At 71.8% G+C, this 18,621-nt stretch carries 17 protein-coding genes and 1 tRNA gene; 9 read left to right on the top strand and 9 right to left on the bottom strand.

What is annotated here, in order from left to right; translation table 11 throughout:
• Positions 1–10: 10 nt before the first annotated feature.
• The 3 genes from ADK65_RS20375 to ADK65_RS20365 form a co-directional block, all read right to left on the bottom strand.
• Positions 11–490 carry a single-stranded DNA-binding protein gene (locus tag ADK65_RS20375; protein ID WP_053671750.1) on the bottom strand — a complete coding sequence of 160 codons (480 nt, stop codon included), beginning with the start codon at positions 488–490 and terminating at the stop codon, positions 11–13.
• Between the two features lie 376 nt (positions 491–866).
• Positions 867–2,687: a YfjP family GTPase gene (locus ADK65_RS20370; RefSeq protein ID WP_053671749.1), complete on the bottom strand. Its 1,821-nt coding sequence runs from the start codon at positions 2,685–2,687 to the stop codon at positions 867–869.
• Positions 2,688–2,690: 3 nt separating this feature from the next.
• Positions 2,691–4,298 (bottom strand): dynamin family protein, encoded by a 1,608-nt coding sequence (locus ADK65_RS20365; RefSeq protein ID WP_053671748.1) that lies wholly within the window; start codon positions 4,296–4,298, stop codon positions 2,691–2,693.
• A 320-nt stretch (positions 4,299–4,618) separates the two neighbouring features.
• Here ADK65_RS20365 and ADK65_RS20360 point away from each other — a divergent pair.
• Positions 4,619–4,694: transfer RNA gene (locus ADK65_RS20360), tRNA-Arg, on the top strand.
• A gap of 377 nt (positions 4,695–5,071) precedes the next feature.
• On the opposite strand, the gene ADK65_RS20355 is transcribed toward ADK65_RS20360, so the two are convergent.
• Positions 5,072–5,608 carry a GNAT family N-acetyltransferase gene (locus ADK65_RS20355; RefSeq protein ID WP_063788038.1) on the bottom strand — a complete coding sequence of 179 codons (537 nt, stop codon included), beginning with the start codon at positions 5,606–5,608 and terminating at the stop codon, positions 5,072–5,074.
• Positions 5,609–5,922: 314 nt separating this feature from the next.
• Between ADK65_RS20355 and ADK65_RS20350 the strand changes: the two genes are divergently transcribed.
• Positions 5,923–6,882 carry a D-2-hydroxyacid dehydrogenase family protein gene (locus ADK65_RS20350; protein ID WP_053671747.1) on the top strand — a complete coding sequence of 320 codons (960 nt, stop codon included), beginning with the start codon at positions 5,923–5,925 and terminating at the stop codon, positions 6,880–6,882.
• A 150-nt stretch (positions 6,883–7,032) separates the two neighbouring features.
• Here the strand turns inward: ADK65_RS20350 and ADK65_RS20345 are convergent, their stop codons facing one another.
• The 3 genes from ADK65_RS20345 to ADK65_RS20335 form a co-directional block, all read right to left on the bottom strand.
• Positions 7,033–7,308 carry a hypothetical protein gene (locus ADK65_RS20345; RefSeq protein WP_053671746.1) on the bottom strand — a complete coding sequence of 92 codons (276 nt, stop codon included), beginning with the start codon at positions 7,306–7,308 and terminating at the stop codon, positions 7,033–7,035.
• Positions 7,309–7,440: 132 nt separating this feature from the next.
• Positions 7,441–7,707, bottom strand: a complete 267-nt coding sequence (locus ADK65_RS20340) for a hypothetical protein (protein ID WP_053671745.1) — start codon at positions 7,705–7,707, stop codon at positions 7,441–7,443.
• A 241-nt stretch (positions 7,708–7,948) separates the two neighbouring features.
• Positions 7,949–8,215, bottom strand: a complete 267-nt coding sequence (locus ADK65_RS20335) for a hypothetical protein (RefSeq protein WP_053671744.1) — start codon at positions 8,213–8,215, stop codon at positions 7,949–7,951.
• 227 nt (positions 8,216–8,442) lie between these two features.
• Between ADK65_RS20335 and ADK65_RS20330 the strand changes: the two genes are divergently transcribed.
• The gene (locus ADK65_RS20330; protein ID WP_053671743.1) at positions 8,443–8,739 is read left to right on the top strand and encodes a chaplin; all 297 of its coding nucleotides are present in this window, start codon (positions 8,443–8,445) and stop codon (positions 8,737–8,739) included.
• A 494-nt stretch (positions 8,740–9,233) separates the two neighbouring features.
• Here ADK65_RS20330 and ADK65_RS38590 read toward each other — a convergent pair whose 3' ends face one another.
• On the bottom strand, positions 9,234–9,593 hold the full coding sequence (locus tag ADK65_RS38590) for a hypothetical protein (protein ID WP_159038811.1): 360 nt from the start codon (positions 9,591–9,593) through the stop codon (positions 9,234–9,236).
• 326 nt (positions 9,594–9,919) lie between these two features.
• Positions 9,920–10,627, bottom strand: coding sequence for a hypothetical protein (locus ADK65_RS20325; RefSeq protein WP_053671742.1), 708 nt, complete (start codon positions 10,625–10,627; stop codon positions 9,920–9,922).
• Between the two features lie 397 nt (positions 10,628–11,024).
• Here ADK65_RS20325 and ADK65_RS20320 point away from each other — a divergent pair, with 397 nt between their 5' ends.
• The 6 genes from ADK65_RS20320 to ADK65_RS20295 are packed head-to-tail and all read left to right on the top strand — an operon-like array spanning position 11,025 to position 18,621.
• Positions 11,025–12,104 (top strand): hypothetical protein, encoded by a 1,080-nt coding sequence (locus ADK65_RS20320; protein ID WP_053671741.1) that lies wholly within the window; start codon positions 11,025–11,027, stop codon positions 12,102–12,104.
• Positions 12,105–12,154: 50 nt separating this feature from the next.
• Positions 12,155–13,405: a glycosyltransferase family 4 protein gene (locus ADK65_RS20315; protein WP_053671740.1), complete on the top strand. Its 1,251-nt coding sequence runs from the start codon at positions 12,155–12,157 to the stop codon at positions 13,403–13,405.
• On the top strand, positions 13,402–14,829 hold the full coding sequence (locus ADK65_RS20310) for an exopolysaccharide biosynthesis polyprenyl glycosylphosphotransferase (protein ID WP_053671739.1): 1,428 nt from the start codon (positions 13,402–13,404) through the stop codon (positions 14,827–14,829). The genes ADK65_RS20315 and ADK65_RS20310 overlap by 4 nt, the downstream gene beginning before the upstream one ends.
• 6 nt (positions 14,830–14,835) lie before the next feature.
• Complete coding sequence (locus tag ADK65_RS20305) at positions 14,836–16,176, top strand: O-antigen ligase family protein (protein ID WP_053671738.1); 1,341 nt, start codon at positions 14,836–14,838, stop codon at positions 16,174–16,176.
• Complete coding sequence (locus ADK65_RS20300) at positions 16,173–17,873, top strand: lipid II flippase MurJ (RefSeq protein ID WP_078956066.1); 1,701 nt, start codon at positions 16,173–16,175, stop codon at positions 17,871–17,873. The genes ADK65_RS20305 and ADK65_RS20300 overlap by 4 nt, the downstream gene beginning before the upstream one ends.
• Positions 17,857–18,621, top strand: a complete 765-nt coding sequence (locus tag ADK65_RS20295) for a polysaccharide deacetylase family protein (RefSeq protein ID WP_053671737.1) — start codon at positions 17,857–17,859, stop codon at positions 18,619–18,621. Before ADK65_RS20300 ends, ADK65_RS20295 begins: the two co-directional genes overlap by 17 nt.

The raw sequence follows: 18,621 nt of genomic DNA, 5'->3' as shown, positions 1-18,621 counted from the left end.
CTGCTTGACGTTATGTCAGAACAACTGCATTTGCTGCTTGTTGTGCGCGAGCCGCCGCCTCTTCCTCCGAACCCTCCAAAGGGGTCTCCCAGTTGGGCTCGGGCTGCGTCGGAGTGGGGGCGGCTGCCTCCGTCTTGCCCGCGCGCCTGAAGGCCGCCGTGCCCCACGCCAGGTCGTGACCGATCGCCACCGCGTCGATGTCCGCCGATGTCCAGCTCTGCCCCTCGCGGACGTCCGTCCGTACCTTCAGCCTGCCCTGCACGATCACGGGTTCACCGACCGTCAAGGAGGCCGCTGTGTTCGTGGCCAGCTGGCGGTTGGCCCACACCGTGAAGAAGTTGGTGTGCCCATCGGTCCACGCGTTCTTCTCGCGGTCCCAGTAACGTGCGGTCACCGCCAGCCGGAACCTCGCCGACGGGCCTGACGCCATCTCCCGGTACACCGGCTGCGTCGCCACCCTGCCCACCGCGCAGACCATCGTCTCGTTCATCGCGAACCCTCCCTCGCCCGGATTACGGCTACGCACCGGGCCGACACGCGTACGGGCCCGTCCCGTACGGCTGCGTCTGCCAGACTGCCGCCGCCGGGCCGGGCCCGCTGAGCGCTGTGGACCACGGCCGGCCTGTGGACAACGCCGCCACTCGCAGGGGTGACGGCGAATGCGCGCGCCGCCGGAGGAGCGACAGCGACACCCCGGGCACGCACAGCCGCACCCTCCGGCCTCCCCGCCCCTCCCCCCTCCAGGGGCCTCACCAGACCAGGCAGAGGCTCACTGGTCCACCCAACAAAGCCTCACCGGCCCCCAAAGCCTCACCGGCCACCCCTAGCCCACTGCTCCACCCACAGCCTCACCGGTCCCAGGAACATCACCGCCCCGTACCCACCACCCTCGCGTACTGCTCCCGGACCTCCCGGTAGCGCAGCAGCTCCGCCGCCACCGGGTCCAGCACCCGGGCCCTGCCGCATCCGGACGCCGCCTCCCGCAATCGGCGTTCCGCCTCCAGGCCGTAGCGCCGGGCCGGGCCGCGGGCCGCCATCCGGCAGCTCCACTCGATGAGCGGACCGCCGACGATGCCGATCACCATCAGCAGCACAGGCACCCCCAGGTTGGGCGACACGACCCCGATGATCTGGCCCAGCAGCCACAAGCCGCCCAGGAACTGCAGGATCGTCATCGACGCCTGGATGAGTACGGCCACCGGCCACCACCCGGGCCGCGGCGGCCGCCCCGCCGGCACGCCCGCACGCGCGGTCAGCTCGTCCAGCGCCTCCGGCAGCCCCTGCGAGCCACGCACGGCCGCCTCGCGCACCGCCTGCGCCCAGGGCGCCGGCAGCCCGGCCGACGCCCGGTCGGCCACCGTCCGCACCGCCTGCTCGACGCGCTGACGGGCGGTCGCCTCCTCGTCGGCCTGCGTGCGTCCGGGGAGCCGCCCCGTGGTGGGCTCGCCATGGTCCTGGTACCAGCGCCACAGCCGCAGCCAGGGCGTACCGCAGGCCCGGTTGGCGTTGCGCAGCCACGCCCGCTCGGCCGCCTCGCCCGCCGCCGTGGCACCCACCGCGTCCGCGAGCCGGTCGGAGAACTCCTCCCGGGCCTGTTCGCTGAGCCCGGTCCGCCGCTGGGTGGCGTAGACGGGCCACAGCCGTGCCGCGGCCATGTCCACATCGGCCGAGATACGACGGTTCGGCGCGCCGCGCTCCGAGACGAACTGCCCGAGGGCCTCCCGCAGATCGCCCACGCCGTCTCCGGTGAGCGCGGACAGCGCGAGCACGGTCGTGCCCGGTTCGCCGTACTCCCCGAGGGCGATGCCGTCCTCGTCGAGGAGCCGCCGCAGATCGTCGAGGACCTGTTCGGCGGCTTCCCCGGGCAGCCGGTCGATCTGGTTGAGGACGACGAACATGACCTCGGCGTGGGCCGCCATGGGCCGCAGATAACGCTCGTGGAGCACGGCGTCGGCGTACTTCTCCGGGTCGACGACCCAGATGACCGCGTCGACGAGCCCCAGGATGCGGTCCACGTGCTGACGGTGCTGTACGGCGGCGGAGTCGTGGTCGGGCAGGTCGATCAGGACGAGTCCGCGCAGCGGCGACTCGCCGTCCCCGGACGGCAGCGGGCGGCGGCGCAACCGGGGCGGGATGCCGAGCCGTTCGATGAGGCCGGCCGCCCCGTCGCTCCAACTGCACGCGATGGGCGCCGCGGTGGTCGGACGGCGTACGCCCGTCTCCGAGATGGTCACCCCCGCGAGCGCGTTGAACAGCTGCGACTTGCCGCTTCCGGTGGCGCCCGCGATGGCGACGACGGTGTGCTGCCCGGAGAGCCTGCGCCGCGCGGACGCCTCGTCGAGCACCCGGCCGGCCTGCGACAGCGTCCGGCTGTCGAGCCGGGTACGGGAGAGCCCCACCAACTGGCGCAGCGCCTCCAGCCTGGAGCGCAGCGACTTCTCGTACACCAGTGGGGTCACCGTCGGCGGGGCGGCGGAGCGGCTGTCCGTCACGGGGAACCGGCCTCCTTCGGCTGTCTCGTTGACCCGGCGCGCGATGAGCCCGTCGTCCCAGGTCTCGGCGGAGTCGGTGCGCGCCGCGCGCTCGCCGTCCGGGGCGGGCCGGCCGGCGGTGCCCGCCGCCTTGCGGGCGTCGTCGTCCGGCTGATCGGCGTGCTCGGTGGGGTCCTGGTCAGTGACGGCGGTCACCGGTCACCTCTCCTTCTGCAAAACGGACAGCGCGGCGATGAGTTCGGCCTGTGGCTCGGGGTGGACGTCCAGCGCGTCGAGCGGGGCGAGCCGGCGCTCGCGTTCGGCGTGCAGGACGCGGTCCACGTGGTCGGTGAGCAGCCGCCCGGCCCGGTCGCGCAGCCGCAGCGCGCCGTGGGCGCCGATGCGCTCGGCGAGCCCCTCCCCGGCCATCCGGCCCCGGCGGCCGCCGAGCAGGGAGGTGGCGACCAGGGCTGCGACCAGTTCGGGGTCGGGCGCGAGAGTGCGGTCGAGTTCGCGCACCTCGTCCTCGGCGTGCTCCTCCAGCTCCCGCCGCCATCGCCGTACGGCCAGCCCGATGCGCTGTTCTGCGCTGTCGGCCGCCGCGTCGCGTGCGGCGAGTTCCGGGGCGGCGGACGCCGGTTCGCGCCGCCAGGCGTCGTCGATGCGCTCGTCGGCGGCGGTGACGGCGCACAGCAGCAGCGCGCCGAGGCTCTCCACGAGCGCGTCGAGGAGTTCACCGGCGGTGCAGTCCAGGGGGAAGGCACGCCACCGTTTGAGCGCGTCCCCGGCGAGGACCGCCCCGCCGTGCAGCCGGCCCCGCACGCGCGTGTGTTCGCTGTCGTACGCCGTCTCGACGGCGGAGGTGAGCCGCAGTGCGGCGGCGTACTGCGCTGCGGCGGCACCGGCCAGTTCGGGCATCCGGGACTTGAGGGAGTCGAGGACGCCGTACGCCGTGCGGGCGATGACGTGCTGCCTGGCCGCGGGGTCCTGGGCCTGGTGGATCAGCCAGCCGCGCAACTGGGCGACGGCGGTGGCGGGCAGGAGGCCACCGCCGAAGGCGGACTCGGGCAGTTCGGGCACGGTGAAGCGCGGCACCTCGCCGAGCCCGGCCTTGGTGAGCAGGGCACCGTACTGCCGTGACACCTCGTTCACCACCTGGTGGGGTACACGGTCGAGCACGGTCACGAGGGTGACGTCGTACTCCTTGGCGGTGCGCAGCATGTGCCAGGGGACGGCGTCGGCGTAGCGGGCGGCGGTGGTGACCATGACCCAGATGTCGGCGGCGCAGATGAGTTCGGCGGCCAGGACCCGGTTGTCGGACACCAGGGAGTCGATGTCGGGTGCGTCGAGGAGGGCGAGGCCGGGCGGGAGGGTCTCGGCGGACTCGACGCGCAGCACGCGCGCGGGGTCCTCTCCGGGGAGCAGGAGGTCTTCGGTGGCTTCCTGCTGGGGCACCCACACACGGGTGAGATCGGGCAGCACCCGCATCCCGCTGAACCAGTGGTGGTCCTCCGGATGGCAGACCAGCACGGGGGTGCGTGTCGTCGGCCGCAGCACGCCCGCCTCGCTGACCCGCCGCCCCACGAGGGAGTTCACCAGTGTCGATTTCCCGGCTCCGGTCGACCCGCCCACGACGGCCAGAAGCGGCGCTTCGGGGTCCCTCAAGCGGGGCACCAAGTAGTCGTCGAGCTGCGCGAGAAGTTCGTCGCGGTTGGCACGCGCGCGTGGGGCCCCCGCCAGGGGCAGCGGGAAGCGTGCGGCGGCGACACGGTCGCGCAGGGCGGAGAGTGCGTCGAGCAGCTGAGGCCGTACGTCCAAGGTCACCACATGTGCAGAATGCCCAATTTTAGGGGAATTCTGAAGCATATGAGCATGTCTGCGCGCCGATAGGACACAAGGGACGGAAGGGACGACTGGGACACGGGCACACTCCAGGCATAACGAGTGCACAACACCCGATGCGTCTGACGCCAAAAGCGGTGCACGATTCGTACCTGCCTGCGATTATCAGGACCGCTTCACCGAACCTCCACATCGAGCCACGGAGGCGAAGCGACAGGGGCAAGGACGCGGGAGCCCTATCCTTGTCCCCGGCAACGTCACGGTTCGGCCCACACCAGGGCACCAGACAGAGGCCACCACACCCGGCCCCCGTAGCTCAGTGGATAGAGCAGGCGCCTTCTAAGCGCTTGGCCGCAGGTTCGAGTCCTGCCGGGGGCGCCACCTCTCACCAGCAAAAACGCCCCACAGGGGATCTCCCCTCCAGGGCGTTTCGTGTCTCTGACGGCAACGCTGACGGCAACGACCCCGTCCTCGCCGGACAGCAGGTCTCCCAGCTTGTCCAGTGCGGCCGCTGCTCCGTCAGAGACCAGGCCGGTTTCCCGCCACTGCTCCCCCTCGGCAACGGGCAGACCGCGACCAACCCGGTATCGAGGGGCCTGGACCTACACGAGCTTGGCGACGTTGCGCTGCACCACCGTCGAAGACGGGCAGGTCCACAGACTGCCCGACGCGCCGGAAGCTCACGGCCCCATGATCACTCGCCCGTGGCAACTCCAGCCCGAAGTCGCTCCGACGGCCGCCTGGCGACGCACAGGCTCTCAGGAGGACGGCCCCAAGACCAGCTGCATACGCACATAGTTCGCGTGGCCGGGGCCGGGCCGGCGGTGCCCGTCGGGTTTCCATCCATGCCGGGCGTAGAAGGCCTGGGCTCGGCTGTTGCGCTCCCATGCTTCGAGCACCCCGCTCGTCAGAGAAGCATCGCGAAGGAGCTGCAGAAAGGCGGCGTGCAACTGGCTACCGATCCCCTGCCCCCAGCGCCCGGGGCGGACGTGGATCTGGTGCAGCTGGCCGACGGCCGAGGCATCCAGGTCAGCCTCCAGCGGAGGGCCCATCGCCAAGATGCCGACGATCTCACTGTCGCTCACGGCGCACAGAACTGTCCGGGCGTCGTCCTGCACGGCACGCATCCACATTTCTCGTCGAACAGAGCGTGCCTCAGGAGAGGTGAGCTCCGCCTCCGATAATCCTCCTGCCTGGTAATACGCTGTGCGCGCTTGAGTATGCAGGTCAACGACCGGGTCCAGGTCGTCGAGATTCGCCGTTCGCAGCAAGGTCTGGGAAGTCGTCACGATCATCTGACGCGCTTACCTTGATGTGCAGTTCCCCGCCCACGACTCCACCTCCATGGCGAGGGGCCCTCCCTTGGACAGGGCTTTCCGCGGGTCACGCTCGGCGTAGGGGTTCCGCCCATGACTGCGATGGAGGAGGCCCGGAGTCCGCACGAAGGGGGCGGCGCGAGGCGGTGGTGGAGGATCTGTCACTAGCGGGCGGCTCACGGCAGGCGCGATCATGGTCTGCCAACGTCAACGCCATCCCGGACCGGGCCCGAGCCAGAATCGCCCACCCGGACCAATCCGGACCCGAACCCTGGACCAGGAGGGGGCAAGCCGTGCGGCTGCGCTGTGCTGTGCTGGACGACTTTCAGAAGGTGGCGACCGAGGTCGCCGACTGGACGGGGGTCGCGGACGACGTGGAGGTCGTGGCCTTCGACCGGCACATCGAGGGCGAGGACGATCTGGCCGCCGCGTTGGCCGGTTTCGACATCGTCGTGACCCTGCGCGAGCGCGTGCCGTTCCCCGGGTCGTTGATCGCCCGGCTGCCCCGGCTGAAACTGATCGTCGCCTCCGGCATGCGGAACTCCGTCATCGACTACGCGGCCGCCGAGGCCCACGGCGTCACGGTGTGCGGCACGGCCAGCTCCTCCACCCCGCCGGTCGAGATGACCTGGGCGCTGCTGCTCGGCCTCGCACGCGGGCTCGTCCAGGAGAGCAACGCCCTGCGCTCCGGCGGTCCCTGGCAGAGCACCGTCGGTGCCGATCTGCACGGCCGGCGTCTCGGGTTGCTCGGCCTGGGGAAGATCGGCAGCCGGGTCGCGCAGGTCGGGCTCGCCTTCGGCATGCGGGTCGGGGCCTGGAGCCAGAACCTCACCCGGGAGCGCGCCGCCGAGGTCGGTGTGGAACTCGCCTCCTCCAAAGAGGAACTGCTGGCGGACAGCGACTTCGTGTCGGTCCACCTCGCCCTCGGCGACCGTACGCGTGGCCTGCTCGGCCGGTCGGAACTTGCCCTCCTCAAGCCGACGGCCTACCTGATCAACACCTCACGCGCGGCGATCGTCGACCAGGACGCCCTTCTCGACGCCCTGCACAGCGGCCGTATCGCCGGCGCCGGCGTGGACGTCTTCGACATCGAGCCCCTTCCCGCGGGCCACCCGATGCGCACGGCACCCCGCCTCCTCGCCACGCCGCACCTCGGCTATGTCTCCCGGGCCAACTACGCGACCTACTACGGGCAGGCGGTCGAGAACATCCGCGCGTTCCTCGATGGCGCGCCGGTGCGACGGCTGCCTTGAACCCGCCCGTCGGGCGCCGCACGTGAGCGGGCGGCCCTCCGCACATGCGAATGGCCGGGACCCGGTAACGGGTCCCGGCCATTCCCGACCGAAGGGTGGACCAGCGAGACGGGCGCCGACGTGAACAAAGGCGCCCCGCTGCCTCGGACGTCAGTGGTCCTTGCCGCCGATGACGACACTGCTGCTGCAGCCCTCGCTCGAACAGCTCTGCGCCTGGCTCGCGACGACGTGGACGTCCCCGTTCTTGTCGCGATATACGGCCTCGTGCACGCAGCGAACATTCCCCTTGCCGTCATCGACGCACTTGCCGGAGCCACTGGACCCGCCCGAGCCGTCAAGGGCGAAGGCCTGACCGGCCCCGGCTCCGATGAGAGCCACGCTCCACAGAACCCCCGCTACGACTGCGATCCTCTTTGCATTCGGCATGTCCATACTCCTTTACGGCGATTCCCCGCGTGGACGACGGGGACCTTCGAGAACTTTCATCGGCAAAAGCCGGGGGCGGGCCCCGGGTCCCGAAACATCGTTCGAGTCTCAAGGCCCGCCCGGATCACCTGTTCAGTGACCGCCGCCCAGAGCGAAGGCGTTGGTGCAGGTAACCGACTTGGACTGGTCCACAGGCTGGTTGGCCAGGATGTCCAGGACCTGAACGTTGATCCGGCCGATGTTGAGGACGCCCGACTGCGACTCGTTGCCACACGCGTTGGACTGCGTGCTGTCCACCTCGAGCGACGACCCGTCGCCGGCCTGGCTGACGCCGGCGCCGAGGAAGGTGACGGTGCCGAGCGCGGCCATGACGACCGCGGCCTTCTGGAACTTGCGCATTACCTCTCCGTTTCTCACGTCGAACACGGGCCGTGATGGACCGCTTACCGACAGTGTTAAACCTAGGAGACGTTCGCGGCTTTTGACAGCCGAAACGCCGAGTCGCGCCATTTTCTTCAAATGCCCGTGAGGAACCTGCGGCGTCGCGGGGCCGACAGGACCGCACAACGGCGAGCGGGCCCCGGGTCCGGACACGAGGTCCGGACCCGGGGCCCGCTCAGATCACCTGGTCAGCGACGGTTCACTTACCGATGCCGAAGGCGTTGCCACAGGTCACCGACGTGGACTGGTCCACGGGCTGGTTGACCAGGATGTCCAGGATCTGGACGTTGGCGCGGCCGATGTTCAGAACGCCCGACTGCGACTCGTTGCCACAGGCGTTGCTCTGGACGCTGTCGATGTCCACGTTCGGCTTGTCGCCACCGTAGGCCTGGCTGACGCCAGCACCGAGGAAGCTGACGCTGCCGAGCATGGCCGCGACGACCGCGGCCTTCTGGTACTTGCGCATTACTTCTCCGTTTCTCGGTCCAACACCTTCCGTGTTGGATCGGTCACTTACAGTCGCTGACGGTAGACGATTTTTTCCCGCTCTTCACAGACAAAACGCGCACACGCGCAACTTTCATGAAAAAACCATCTTCTCGGCAGCCGTGACCGGTCCCTGGCCATCGCGTTGAAGGGGCAGTGCGGTCGCGCGCTGCTGCCGCACTCATCCAAATCGTTAAGGAGAACGTGATGTCTCACATCGCGAAGGTTGGCGCTGTCGCACTGGGGACGGGCGCCATGGTGCTCAGCGGGGCCGGTCTGGCCTCGGCGGACGCCGGCGCCAAGGGTGCGGCGATCGGTTCGCCGGGCTTCCTGTCGGGCAATGTGGTCCAGGTTCCGCTCCACGTGCCGATCAACGTGTGCGGGAACACCGTCACCATCATCGGTGCACTGAACGAGGCCTCCGGCAACGTCTGCAAGAACGGCGACGACGAGAAGGACAAGAAGAAGGCCGGCAAGAAGGCCTCTCACGGCCACGGCCACTGAGCCTGCCGTTCCCCCCGAGAGCCCCGGCGCCCCCAGCGCCGGGGCTCTCGCCGTGCAGCCCCCTCATCTCGCGTACCGGTACATGTGGCTGACGTTCTCCGGGAGGACAGGGTCGTTGACGGAGGCCCGGTCGGGGGTCGCACCGCCGTCCCAGCGGTGCACCCTGCTGTGATTGCGCCGGCAGGTGCCGCGTCGTTCCCCACCCCAGCCTTCCGGATTCGGGTCCGTCTCTCCTGCGGCGACGGTCCAGTTGCCCTCTCGATGAGCTGACGGACCGGTGAGGAACGACGGCGCCCTGTGCACGGCGCGCAGTCCGTGCGCGCAGTCCGTGCTCGTAGTCCGCGGTGCCGCTCGGCCTCGGTGACGGGCCGCGCCCTTCCGGCCATTGCAGTGACATGAGAGGCAGTCCTCCGATCAGCTGCACCAGGGGGAACGACAAGGAGGCGGTCCCCAGCGCCGCTGGGGACCGCCTCCTGGCTGGGGGGGTCTCGGCCCTACAGCCACAGGTTGCCGTGTGCCGGCTTGGCGTCGTTCAGGGCGGACACGGCTTCCTTGGCCGTGGGCAGCAGGGCGTTCGAACCTTCGGCAGTCACGTCGAGCGGAACGCGAGTGGTCGCGTCGCCGCTGATGCTGGTGGCTGCCAGGTCCCGGGCACGGTGCCCCTCCGCCGCTGCGGGCGCCTGCTCCGCGGCCGGGCGAGGGGCCGGAGCCGGCTGCGGGGCCGGCGCAGCCTGCTGCGGGGCGGGCGCCTGGTACGGCGCAGCCTGCTGCGGAGCGGTACGGCGCAGCCTGCTGCGGAGCCGGTGCCTGGTACGGCGCAGCCTGCTGCGGGGCGGGCGCCTGGTATGGAGCACTCTGAGCAGCCGGCGCCTGGTCGGGGGCGCTGTAGCCGGTCGGGCCCTGCTGAGGAGCTTCGTAGGCGAACGCGGGCGTGGCGGAACCGGCGGCGATCAGAGACCCGGCAAAGACGGCGGCAGCCTTCAGAGACTTCATCGTGTTCCTTTCTTCGGCAACGCGCGTCGCCGGAGGGAATTCTGTCGCCGTGCCTAACGAGCCCTGGCCTGGGCGGAAACCGGAGATGCCGAAGATTGCCAATACCTCATACGAAATCTATTAAAAGACTGAAGAACAACAGTCGTGGCGCCGCTCCCCTGGGGGCGGCGCCACGACCGGGCGGGGCTCAGGATGCCGGTGGCAGTACCGGTTCCAGCAGCGGCACACCGGGGAGCGTGACGGCCGTCTCCTCCGGGGTTGCTGTCGACGAGGTCTCGGACGACTCGTCGGCCACCTCGTCGGACGGTGTGGACACGGCCGGCTCCTCTTGGAGTGACGGGACGCCCCCGGTCAGCGCGGCGATGAGGTCGCCGGCCCCGCCCAGCAGGTCGTCGACCGAGGGAAGGACGCTGCCGACACCGGAGGTGATCGTCTCCAGGAGGCCGTCGACCGCTCCGGCCACGAGGTCCAGCAGGTCGGTCACGGGGTCGGCGGCGCGCGGCACCGACACGCCGGGTACCGCGGCGGGCAGGGCGGGAGCCGGCAGCCGCACCACCGTCGACACGAGCGAGGTCCGCGTGTCCCTGGCGTGCGACTCGGCCAGGGCGGCCTTCGCGGCGGCTGCCAGCCTTTGGGCCTCGGCCGGGGGCAGCGTCCCGTCGCTGTCCCGGAGTACGGCGTTCAGCAGATCGGCGACGGGGGTGAGCTCGCCCCAGTTCACTCTCGCGACCTGCGCGAGCCGCGCGTCCGCGCCGGGAAGCCGGGCCTCCGGCGCCGCACGGTGACCGTGCCCCCGGGACGGTTCGGCCGCCATGGCGACGGGGCCGGTGATCCCGACCAGAAGGGCGGCGCAGAGCGCGCCGGACACGATGCGCCGTGCGGACAGAGCACTCATGGGGATTCCTTTCGACGGCGTTGGATCTTGATCCCACCGTGGAAGCACCCACGACTTCCCGCAACCGTTCATACTCTTTTCGGGATTTCCCAATTCCTCCTTTTGCCGCGTCCCGCCTGATCAGACGGTTTGTCAGGGCGCACTTGCACGGCACCTGATGGCGCAAGGCGACGGCCCGCGCCGAGCGGAAGTCCGCCCCGAGGGCGAGTCGGCGGCCGGAGGCGGCAAGGAAATGCGGTTTCACGATTCCGACACACTTGTCAGATTTCATCGGATTTCATCGACTATGTCCGGTTGATGACTAGAGTTGCGAACCGCCCGACGCACTCTCAGCGCGGACACATCGCAGCCGTGGCGCTCTGCCACGACTCCCCGTTCCGAAAGGCAACGACCGGTCATGCGTCATTCCTTGGGCCCGCTGTTCCGCCGCGCGACCGTGGGCGTCCTCGCTCTTGCCGCCGTGTGGGCGGCCGGCAGTTCACCCTCCGCCGCACCGGCGGCCGCGCCCGTGCCGGAAGCCGAGCGTCTCAGCTTCACCGAGCGGTATCGCGCGCTCCAGCACGGCGGCATCGTACGCGCTGCCAACGCATCGATCACCTGCCGCGCGGCCGAGAGCTCTTCGTGTTCCGAGACGCAGGCAGGCGGCCCCGGTGTGAACGGCGACTTCGACATGTTCTACGTCGACGTCGACCGCGACGCCAACACGTACAACTCCTCCCGCGGGGAGGTCCGCCTGCCCAGTGGCTCCCGGGTGACGTACGCGCGCCTCTACTGGGGTGGCAACCTGCGCGTGGGCGAACAGAAGCCGCCGCAGGACAACGAGCGTGTGCTGATCGCCGAACCGGGCGGCGAGTACAAGGAGTTGATCGCGGACACCACGGTCGGACACCGCGTCATGGACGGCATGGACGCCTTCCAGGCCTCGGCCGACGTGACACGGCTGGTGCGGGAGGCCGGAGCCGGCCTGTACACCGTGGCGCAGATCAACATCGCCATGGGCAGATCCACGGCCGGAGCCTGGGGCGGCTGGACACTCGTGGTGGCCTACGAGAACCCCGCGGAGCCGCTGCGGCACCTCGCGGTCTGGGACGGCTTCACCCCGCTGGGGGCCGTGGAGATCGGCATGGGCGGCCTCGACTTCGCCGCGGACGCGTGGGGCCGTGCGGGCCTGGTGGCGTACAACGGCGACCGCGGCACCGGCGGAGACTCGCTCACCGTGACGGCCGGTCAGGCCACGACCGCCCTCGGCAACTCCGCCAACCCCCGCGACGACGTCCTCAACTCCACCATCAGCGAGCCCGGCACGGACGCGGCCCGGACGCCCGCCCACGGCAACACCCTCGGTTACGACTCCGACGTGTTCGACCTCGCAGGCGCCCTGCAGCACGGCGGTGACCGGGCCACCTTCCGGCTCCAGTCTCAGCAGGACGCGGCGTGGGCCGGTGTGTTCTACGCCGCCGTCGACGCACGGCGGTGAGTACGTCGCCGTCCGCCCCGAACGCCTTCGCGAGCGAGGAACCCGCGCACATGCACGTGTCACCCACCGCACCTCATCCCAGAGTCCTGCACCTCACCCAGCCGGTGGACGGCGGTGTCGCGCGCGTCGTCACGGACCTGGTCCAGGCGCAGCTGTCGGACGGCCTGGACGTCACCGTGGCCTGCCCCGACAGCGCGCTCACCACGAAACTGCGGACGCTCGGCGCGCGTGTACGGCACTGGCACGCCACACGGTCTCCCGGCACCTCGCTCATCCGGGAAGTACGGCACCTGGCACAGGTCATCGACGAGGTACGTCCGGACCTGATCCACGCGCACAGCGCGAAGGCCGGGCTCGCCGGGCGGCTCGCGGTACGCGGGCGGATCCCGACGGTCTTCCAGCCGCACGCCTGGTCGTTCGAGGCGGTCGGCGGGGGCACCGCGACCCTGGCGCTCCTGTGGGAACGCTGGGCGGCGCGGTGGGCCTCACGCGTGGTGTGCGTGAGCGAGGCGGAGCGCGCGACCGGCATGGGCGCGAGGATCACCGGCCGCTGGACCGTCGTCCCCAACGGCATCGACCCGGAGCGCTTCCGTCCGGCCGCCCCCGGGGCCGTCCGGGCCGGACTCGCCCCGCTCGCCGGCATCGACCCCACGGCACCGCTCGCCGTGTGCGTGGGGCGGCTGTGCCGGCAGAAGGGGCAGGACGTCCTCCTGGAGGCGTGGGAGACAGTCGAACAGCAGGTGCCCGACGCCCGTCTCGTCCTCGTCGGCGACGGGCCGGACCACGACCGGCTGCGCGAAAACGCCCCGCGATCCGTGGTGTTCGCGGGAGCCGTCGCCGACGCCTCCCCCTGGTACCAGGCCGCCGATCTCGTCGTCCTGCCGTCCCGCTGGGAGGGCATGGCGCTGGCGCCGCTGGAAGCGATGGCCTGCGGGCGGCCGGTCGTGGTCACGGACGTCGACGGCGCCCGGGAGAGTCTGCCCTCCTCCACCTCCACCCGGTGCCTGGTTCCGCCGGAGGACCCGGCGGCGCTGGCCGAAGCCGTCACCGCGCTGCTGGCGGACCCGCTGCTGCGCGCATCGCTCGGCGACCAGGGCCGCCGGCACGTGCTGTCCGCCCACGACGTGCGGCACACCGCCGAAGCCGTCTCGGACGTCTATCGCGATCTGCTCGGCCCGTGGACCGCCACCCCCCTCAGCGCTGCGCACGGTCAGCCGCTCGACACCGGACGTGGCGCCGAGGCGAACCGGCCGGTCCAGCGCGTCGAGCCCACCGAGTACAGGGAGTCCATCCACTCGTGACCGCCGAACGTACCGTGCCCTCCCCCGGCGTATCGCCGCGGGAGCACGGATCCTCACCAGTCTCGGTCATGCCCCCGCGCGGCACGACCACCGGTTTCCGTTCGTCCGCCCCGCGGCCCCCGGCCCGGTCCGCCTCATCCGTCCCGCTGCTCGCGGCGGACGGCCTCGCCGCCCTCGCGGGCACGCTCGCGCTCACCGGGTCCCAGCGCCACCCGCTTTTCGTCACCCTGCTGATCGCCGGCTCGTTGCTGCTGCGCCGCCGTGACGGGCGGCCGCCGGTGCCCGGGCTGCTGGACGAACTGCCCGCCCTGTGCGGCCGCATCGCGGTGGCGTGGCTGGCCCTCGCGGCTCTCGTGGCGGCGTACCGGCCGGAGCACGCGCTGTCCCTGCCAACCGTGCTGACGGGCCTCGCCCTGCACACGGTGGCGGGCTGCGCGCTGCGCGCAGCCGTGCACGCGCGGCGCCGTGCAGCGCTGCTGCGCCACCCGCGCACGGCACTCGTCCTCGGCCCGGTCACGACCGCGCAGCGGGTGGCCGCCGCCGTACTGCGTCACCCGCGCTGCGGGGTCCGGCCGGTGGGGATCGTCGCCGAGCAGCCGGAGGGCACCGAGACGCTGCCGGTGCTGACGACCGCCGAGGAGGTCGAGCGGGCGGTCATCCAGAACGGGGTACGGGCGGTGCTGGCCGTGCATCCCTCCGTACGCGCCGACCAGGAGCCACTGCTGCGGGCGCTGGCCGGCTCGGGCTGCGTGGTCTGGGAGATCGACGCCGACACCCCGTCGTACGCGGCGCGGGAACGGCTGGCGGGGTTCTCCTGCCGCCGGCTGGACATGGCCCCCGCCCGGCGTGACAGCGCGGCCAAGCGGGCCCTCGACATCCTGGTGTCGGGGACGTTGTTGCTGCTGCTCAGCCCGCTGCTGCTGACCTTCGCCGCGGTGCTGCGGATCAGCGACGGGCCGGGCGTGGTGTTCCGGCAGGAGCGCATCGGCAGGGGCGGCGAGCCGTTCACCCTGCTGAAGTTCCGTACGCACCGCCCGGTCGACGAGCACGAGTCGGCGACCCGGTGGAGCGTGGCGACGGAAACCGAGATGCGCTGGTTCTGCCGGATGCTGCGGCGCACCTCGCTCGACGAACTGCTCCAGCTGTGGAACGTGCTCCGGGGCGACATGAGCCTGGTCGGGCCCCGGCCCGAACGCCCCTACTTCGTCGCTCAGTTCGGCCAGGCCTATCCCGGTTACTCGGTCCGCCACCGCATGCGCACCGGCATCACCGGCCTCGCCCAGATCCACGGCCTGCGCGGCGACACCTCGATCGAGGACCGCTGCCGTTTCGACAACGCCTACATCGACGACTGGTCCCTGTGGCAGGACGTCTGCATTCTGCTGCGCACCGCCGCCACGGTGGTACGCCCCACGGGGAGCTGAGAACCGGTGAGCCTCGCACTGACGCCCCTCCCCCGCCGCGACGCCGCGCTGACCCCGGCCCTGCTCGTGGTGGCCGTACCGGCCCTGCTGGCGCTGCCCCTGACATCGGACGGAGCGGGGCCCGCCGACGTGTTCTCCGGGCTGGTGGTGGTGTACTGCGTGATCCGTCTCCTGCTCGAACGGCGGCGCCCGCTGTCGCCCGCCGCCGCGGTGATCCTGGGTCTGCCGGTCGTGGGGCTCGCGCTCTCCACCATGGGTGCGTTCTCGTCCGAGGCCGGGCTCGCCGGCCTGGGACGCTATCTGCAGACCTTCGTCCTCGTTCCGGCGGCGGTCCTGCTGCTGCTGCGCGACCGGACCGGCTTCCGGATGGTGGCCTGGGCCTGCGTGGGACTCGGTCTGTGCCAGGGGGCCATCGGCGTCCACCAGTTCGTCACCGGGACCGGTGCGTCCTACCAGGGCGCGAACATCCGGGCGGTGGGCACCTTCGGATCGCACGACGTGATGGGCATGGCGACGGCGGTCGCCCTCGGCCTGGTGTGCGCGACCGGTATCGCGCTGGGCCGGGTGTCCGTTCGGCAGCGGGTGGCCGCCGCCGCGTGCGCTTCGGTGCTGCTGCTGCCGCTGGCGCTCTCCTTCAGCCGGGGAGCCTGGATCGCGACGTTCCTGACCTGCGCCGTACAGCTGGTCCTGACCGGATGGCGGCGCGCTCTGAAGGTGGCCGCGGCCGCCGCCGCCGTGGGTGTGATCCTGGTGGGCGGGTTCGGTGTGGGCTCGGTTCTCCTGCAAGAGCGGATCGGCAGCATCGCCCAGGTCGCCGACGCCCCCGACCAGTCCGTCGTCGACCGGTACACCCTGTGGGCGTCCGCCACGGACATGTGGCGGCAGCACCCGCTGACCGGGGTCGGCCTGAAGGGCTTCCCGGAGTACCGGGACGGACACGCCACGCTCGCGCTGTCGTCGGGCAGCGAGACCGGGGGCGCGGGAGCGGTGTACCAGCGGCAGCCGCTGCTGTCTCCGCACAACATGTACCTGCTGGTGCTGAGCGAGCAGGGCCTGATCGGGCTGCTGGCGCTCGCCGGAAGCTGGCTGGCGCTGCTGGTGTGCGGGATGCGGCGGCTTGTGCGCGTCCGCGACCGCGGCCCGGGAGCCGACTGCGGGCTCGTCGCCTGCGGGCTGCTGATCTGGCTGCTGACCGACTTCATGTACGGCGACATCGGCGGGCCCTCGACCGTGCTGATCGCCGTGGCGATGGGGCTCGGGGCCTGGTGGGCGCTGACCGGCGACGCGCGCGCGGACGCGCCCCGCAGTGCGGTGCCCGAGCCCGCCGAGGAGGCCCTGGTCCGATGACGGTGGTGCCCTCGCATTCCCCCGGCTCCGACACGGACGACGCGGTGACCGTGCCCCCGGCTCGGGCCGCCACCGGCACCGGCGACGGTACCGAGCAGCCCTCGGCGCCGTCGCCGGTCTCCGGAAGCTTCCTGGCCAGGGCCGCGCTCGTCACGGCGTCGCTGTCCATCGCCGGTTCCCTGCTCGGCCTGGTGCGCGACCAGTCGCTGGCGCGGCTGTTCGGTGCCGGGAGCGACACCGACGCCTTCCTGGTGGCGTGGACGGTTCCGGAATTCGCCGCGACGCTGCTCATCGAGGACGGGCTGGCGATCGCGCTGATCCCGGCGTTCAGCATGGCGCTGGCCCGCCGTGCCGGGGGCGCCCCGGGCGACCCGGTCCGCGCCCTGGTCCGCGCCACCCTGCCCCGGCTCTGTCTCGCCCTCGCCGCGGTGGCCGCCCTGATCGCCGGCACGGCTCCCCACCTGGTCCAGGCGCTCGCTCCCGGTCTGCCCGACCCGGCGCTCGCCGCCGACTGCACCCGGATCACGGCCACCTGCGTGCTGGCCTTCGGGCTCGCCGGGTACTGCAGTGCCGCCCTGCGGGCCCACCGCTGCTTCCTCGCCCCCGCGGCGATCTACGTCGTCTACAACACCGGCATCATCGCCGCGATGTTCCTGCTCGGTGAGGGCTGGGGCGTGCGTTCCGCCGCGGTCGGGGTCGCGGCGGGCGGCTGTCTGATGGTGGCGGTGCAACTGCCGTCGCTGTGGCGTCGGCTGGCGTCGCCCACGCCGCACCTGGCCAAGGCCCGGGCGGTGGCGGAGGAGCGGCCGGTGCAACTCGCCCTGATCGCCGCGGTGCTGCTCTTCGCCCTGTGCCGGCAGTCGCAGGTGCTCGTGGAGCGCTTCCTCGCGTCCGGCCTGCCCGCCGGTGCCATCTCGCACCTGAACTACGCGCAGAAGGTCGCCCAGATCCCGATGACGCTGTCGCTGATGGTGTGCACCGTCACCTTCCCGGTGGTGGCGCGGGCTCTCGCGGACGGGGACACCGCGCGGGCCCGCAGTCGCGTGGAACGGGACCTCGCGCTCGCCTCGTGGCTGGTGCTGCTGGGCATGTGCGCGGTGGTCGCCTGCGCCCCCCAGATGATCGGACTGCTCTTCCAGCGGGGGGCGTTCACCCCGGGCGACACCGACGCGACAGCGGACGTCATGCGCGTGTACGCCCTCGGGCTGCTGGGTCAGACCTTGGTGGGCGCCCTCGTGCGGTCCTACTTCTCAGCGGGCCGGGCGAGCTGGTACCCGCTCGGCGCGATGGCGGCGGGCATCACCGTGACGTCCTGGATCGGCGCCGGCTCCGTGCACTCCTGGGGCGTGGCGGGGATCGCCGCCGCCAACGCGTTCGGCATCACCGTCACGGCGGGCCTGCTGCTCGCCGGGCTGCGATCGGGCCGGCGGAACGGCTCTCACGGCGTCTCGGTCCGGGTCCGGCCGGTCCTGGCCGAGCTGAGCAGGCTGGTGTCCGCCGCGGCCGTCGCCACGGCCGCGGGGGCGTTCGCCGCGAGCCGGCCGGCGTCCCCGGCGGCGGGCCTCACGGCCGGCCTCCTGACCGTGACCTTCGTCTTCGTCCCGCTCAGCTGGGCCTTCGGGGCCCAGAGTTCCGCGTCCGCTCTGCGCTCCCTACGCGCCGTCACACGAAGGCTCACACATGGCCGTTTCCGCTGACTCCCTCGACACCGGCAGACCCCGGGCCCCGCGCAGGGGCCCGGCCCCCTGGGTGGCGATGTACCACTCGGTCGGCGACTGCTCGGACGACCCGTACCGCATCACGGTCACGCCCGGACGACTCGCCTCGCAGCTGGCCTGGCTGCGCCGGCGCGGGCTGCGGGGCGTGTCCGTGACCGAGCTGCTCGCCGCCCGCGCCCGGGGCGAGGGGCACGACCTGGTCGGGCTGACCTTCGACGACGGGTACGCCGACTTCGTCACCGACGCCCTGCCGCTGCTGCACCGCTGGGGCTGCGGCGCGACCCTCTTCGTGCTGCCCGGACGGCTCGGCGGCGACAACGCCTGGGATCCGCTCGGCCCGCGCAAGCCGCTGCTCACCGGGGACGGCATCCGGCGCGCGGCCGCCGAAGGCGTGGAGATCGGCTCGCACGGGCTGACGCACGTCGACCTCACCAAGGCGGACGACCACACGCTCAGGGCCGAGGTCGCCGAGAGCCGCGCACAGCTCGAGGAGCTGACCGGCGCCCCGGTCGAGGGCTTCTGCTACCCGTACGGCACGATCGACGCCCGCGCCGTGGAGGCCGTACGGGAAGCGGGCTACACCTACGCCTGCGCCATCGACCCGGGCCCGCTGACCGGCCCGCACGCCCTGCCGCGGGTGTACGTCGGCCAGGACGACACGGCGTGGCGCCTGCACCTCAAGCACTGGCTGCACCGGCTGCGCCGGCGCCCGGTGGAGGGCCTGTGA

Origin of the sequence: Streptomyces sp. NRRL B-1140 (assembly GCF_001280065.1) — a bacterium.
Taxonomy (GTDB): domain Bacteria; phylum Actinomycetota; class Actinomycetes; order Streptomycetales; family Streptomycetaceae; genus Streptomyces.
Note: the sequence above shows the minus strand (reverse complement) of the source record. Positions and strands in the feature narration are given on the sequence as shown.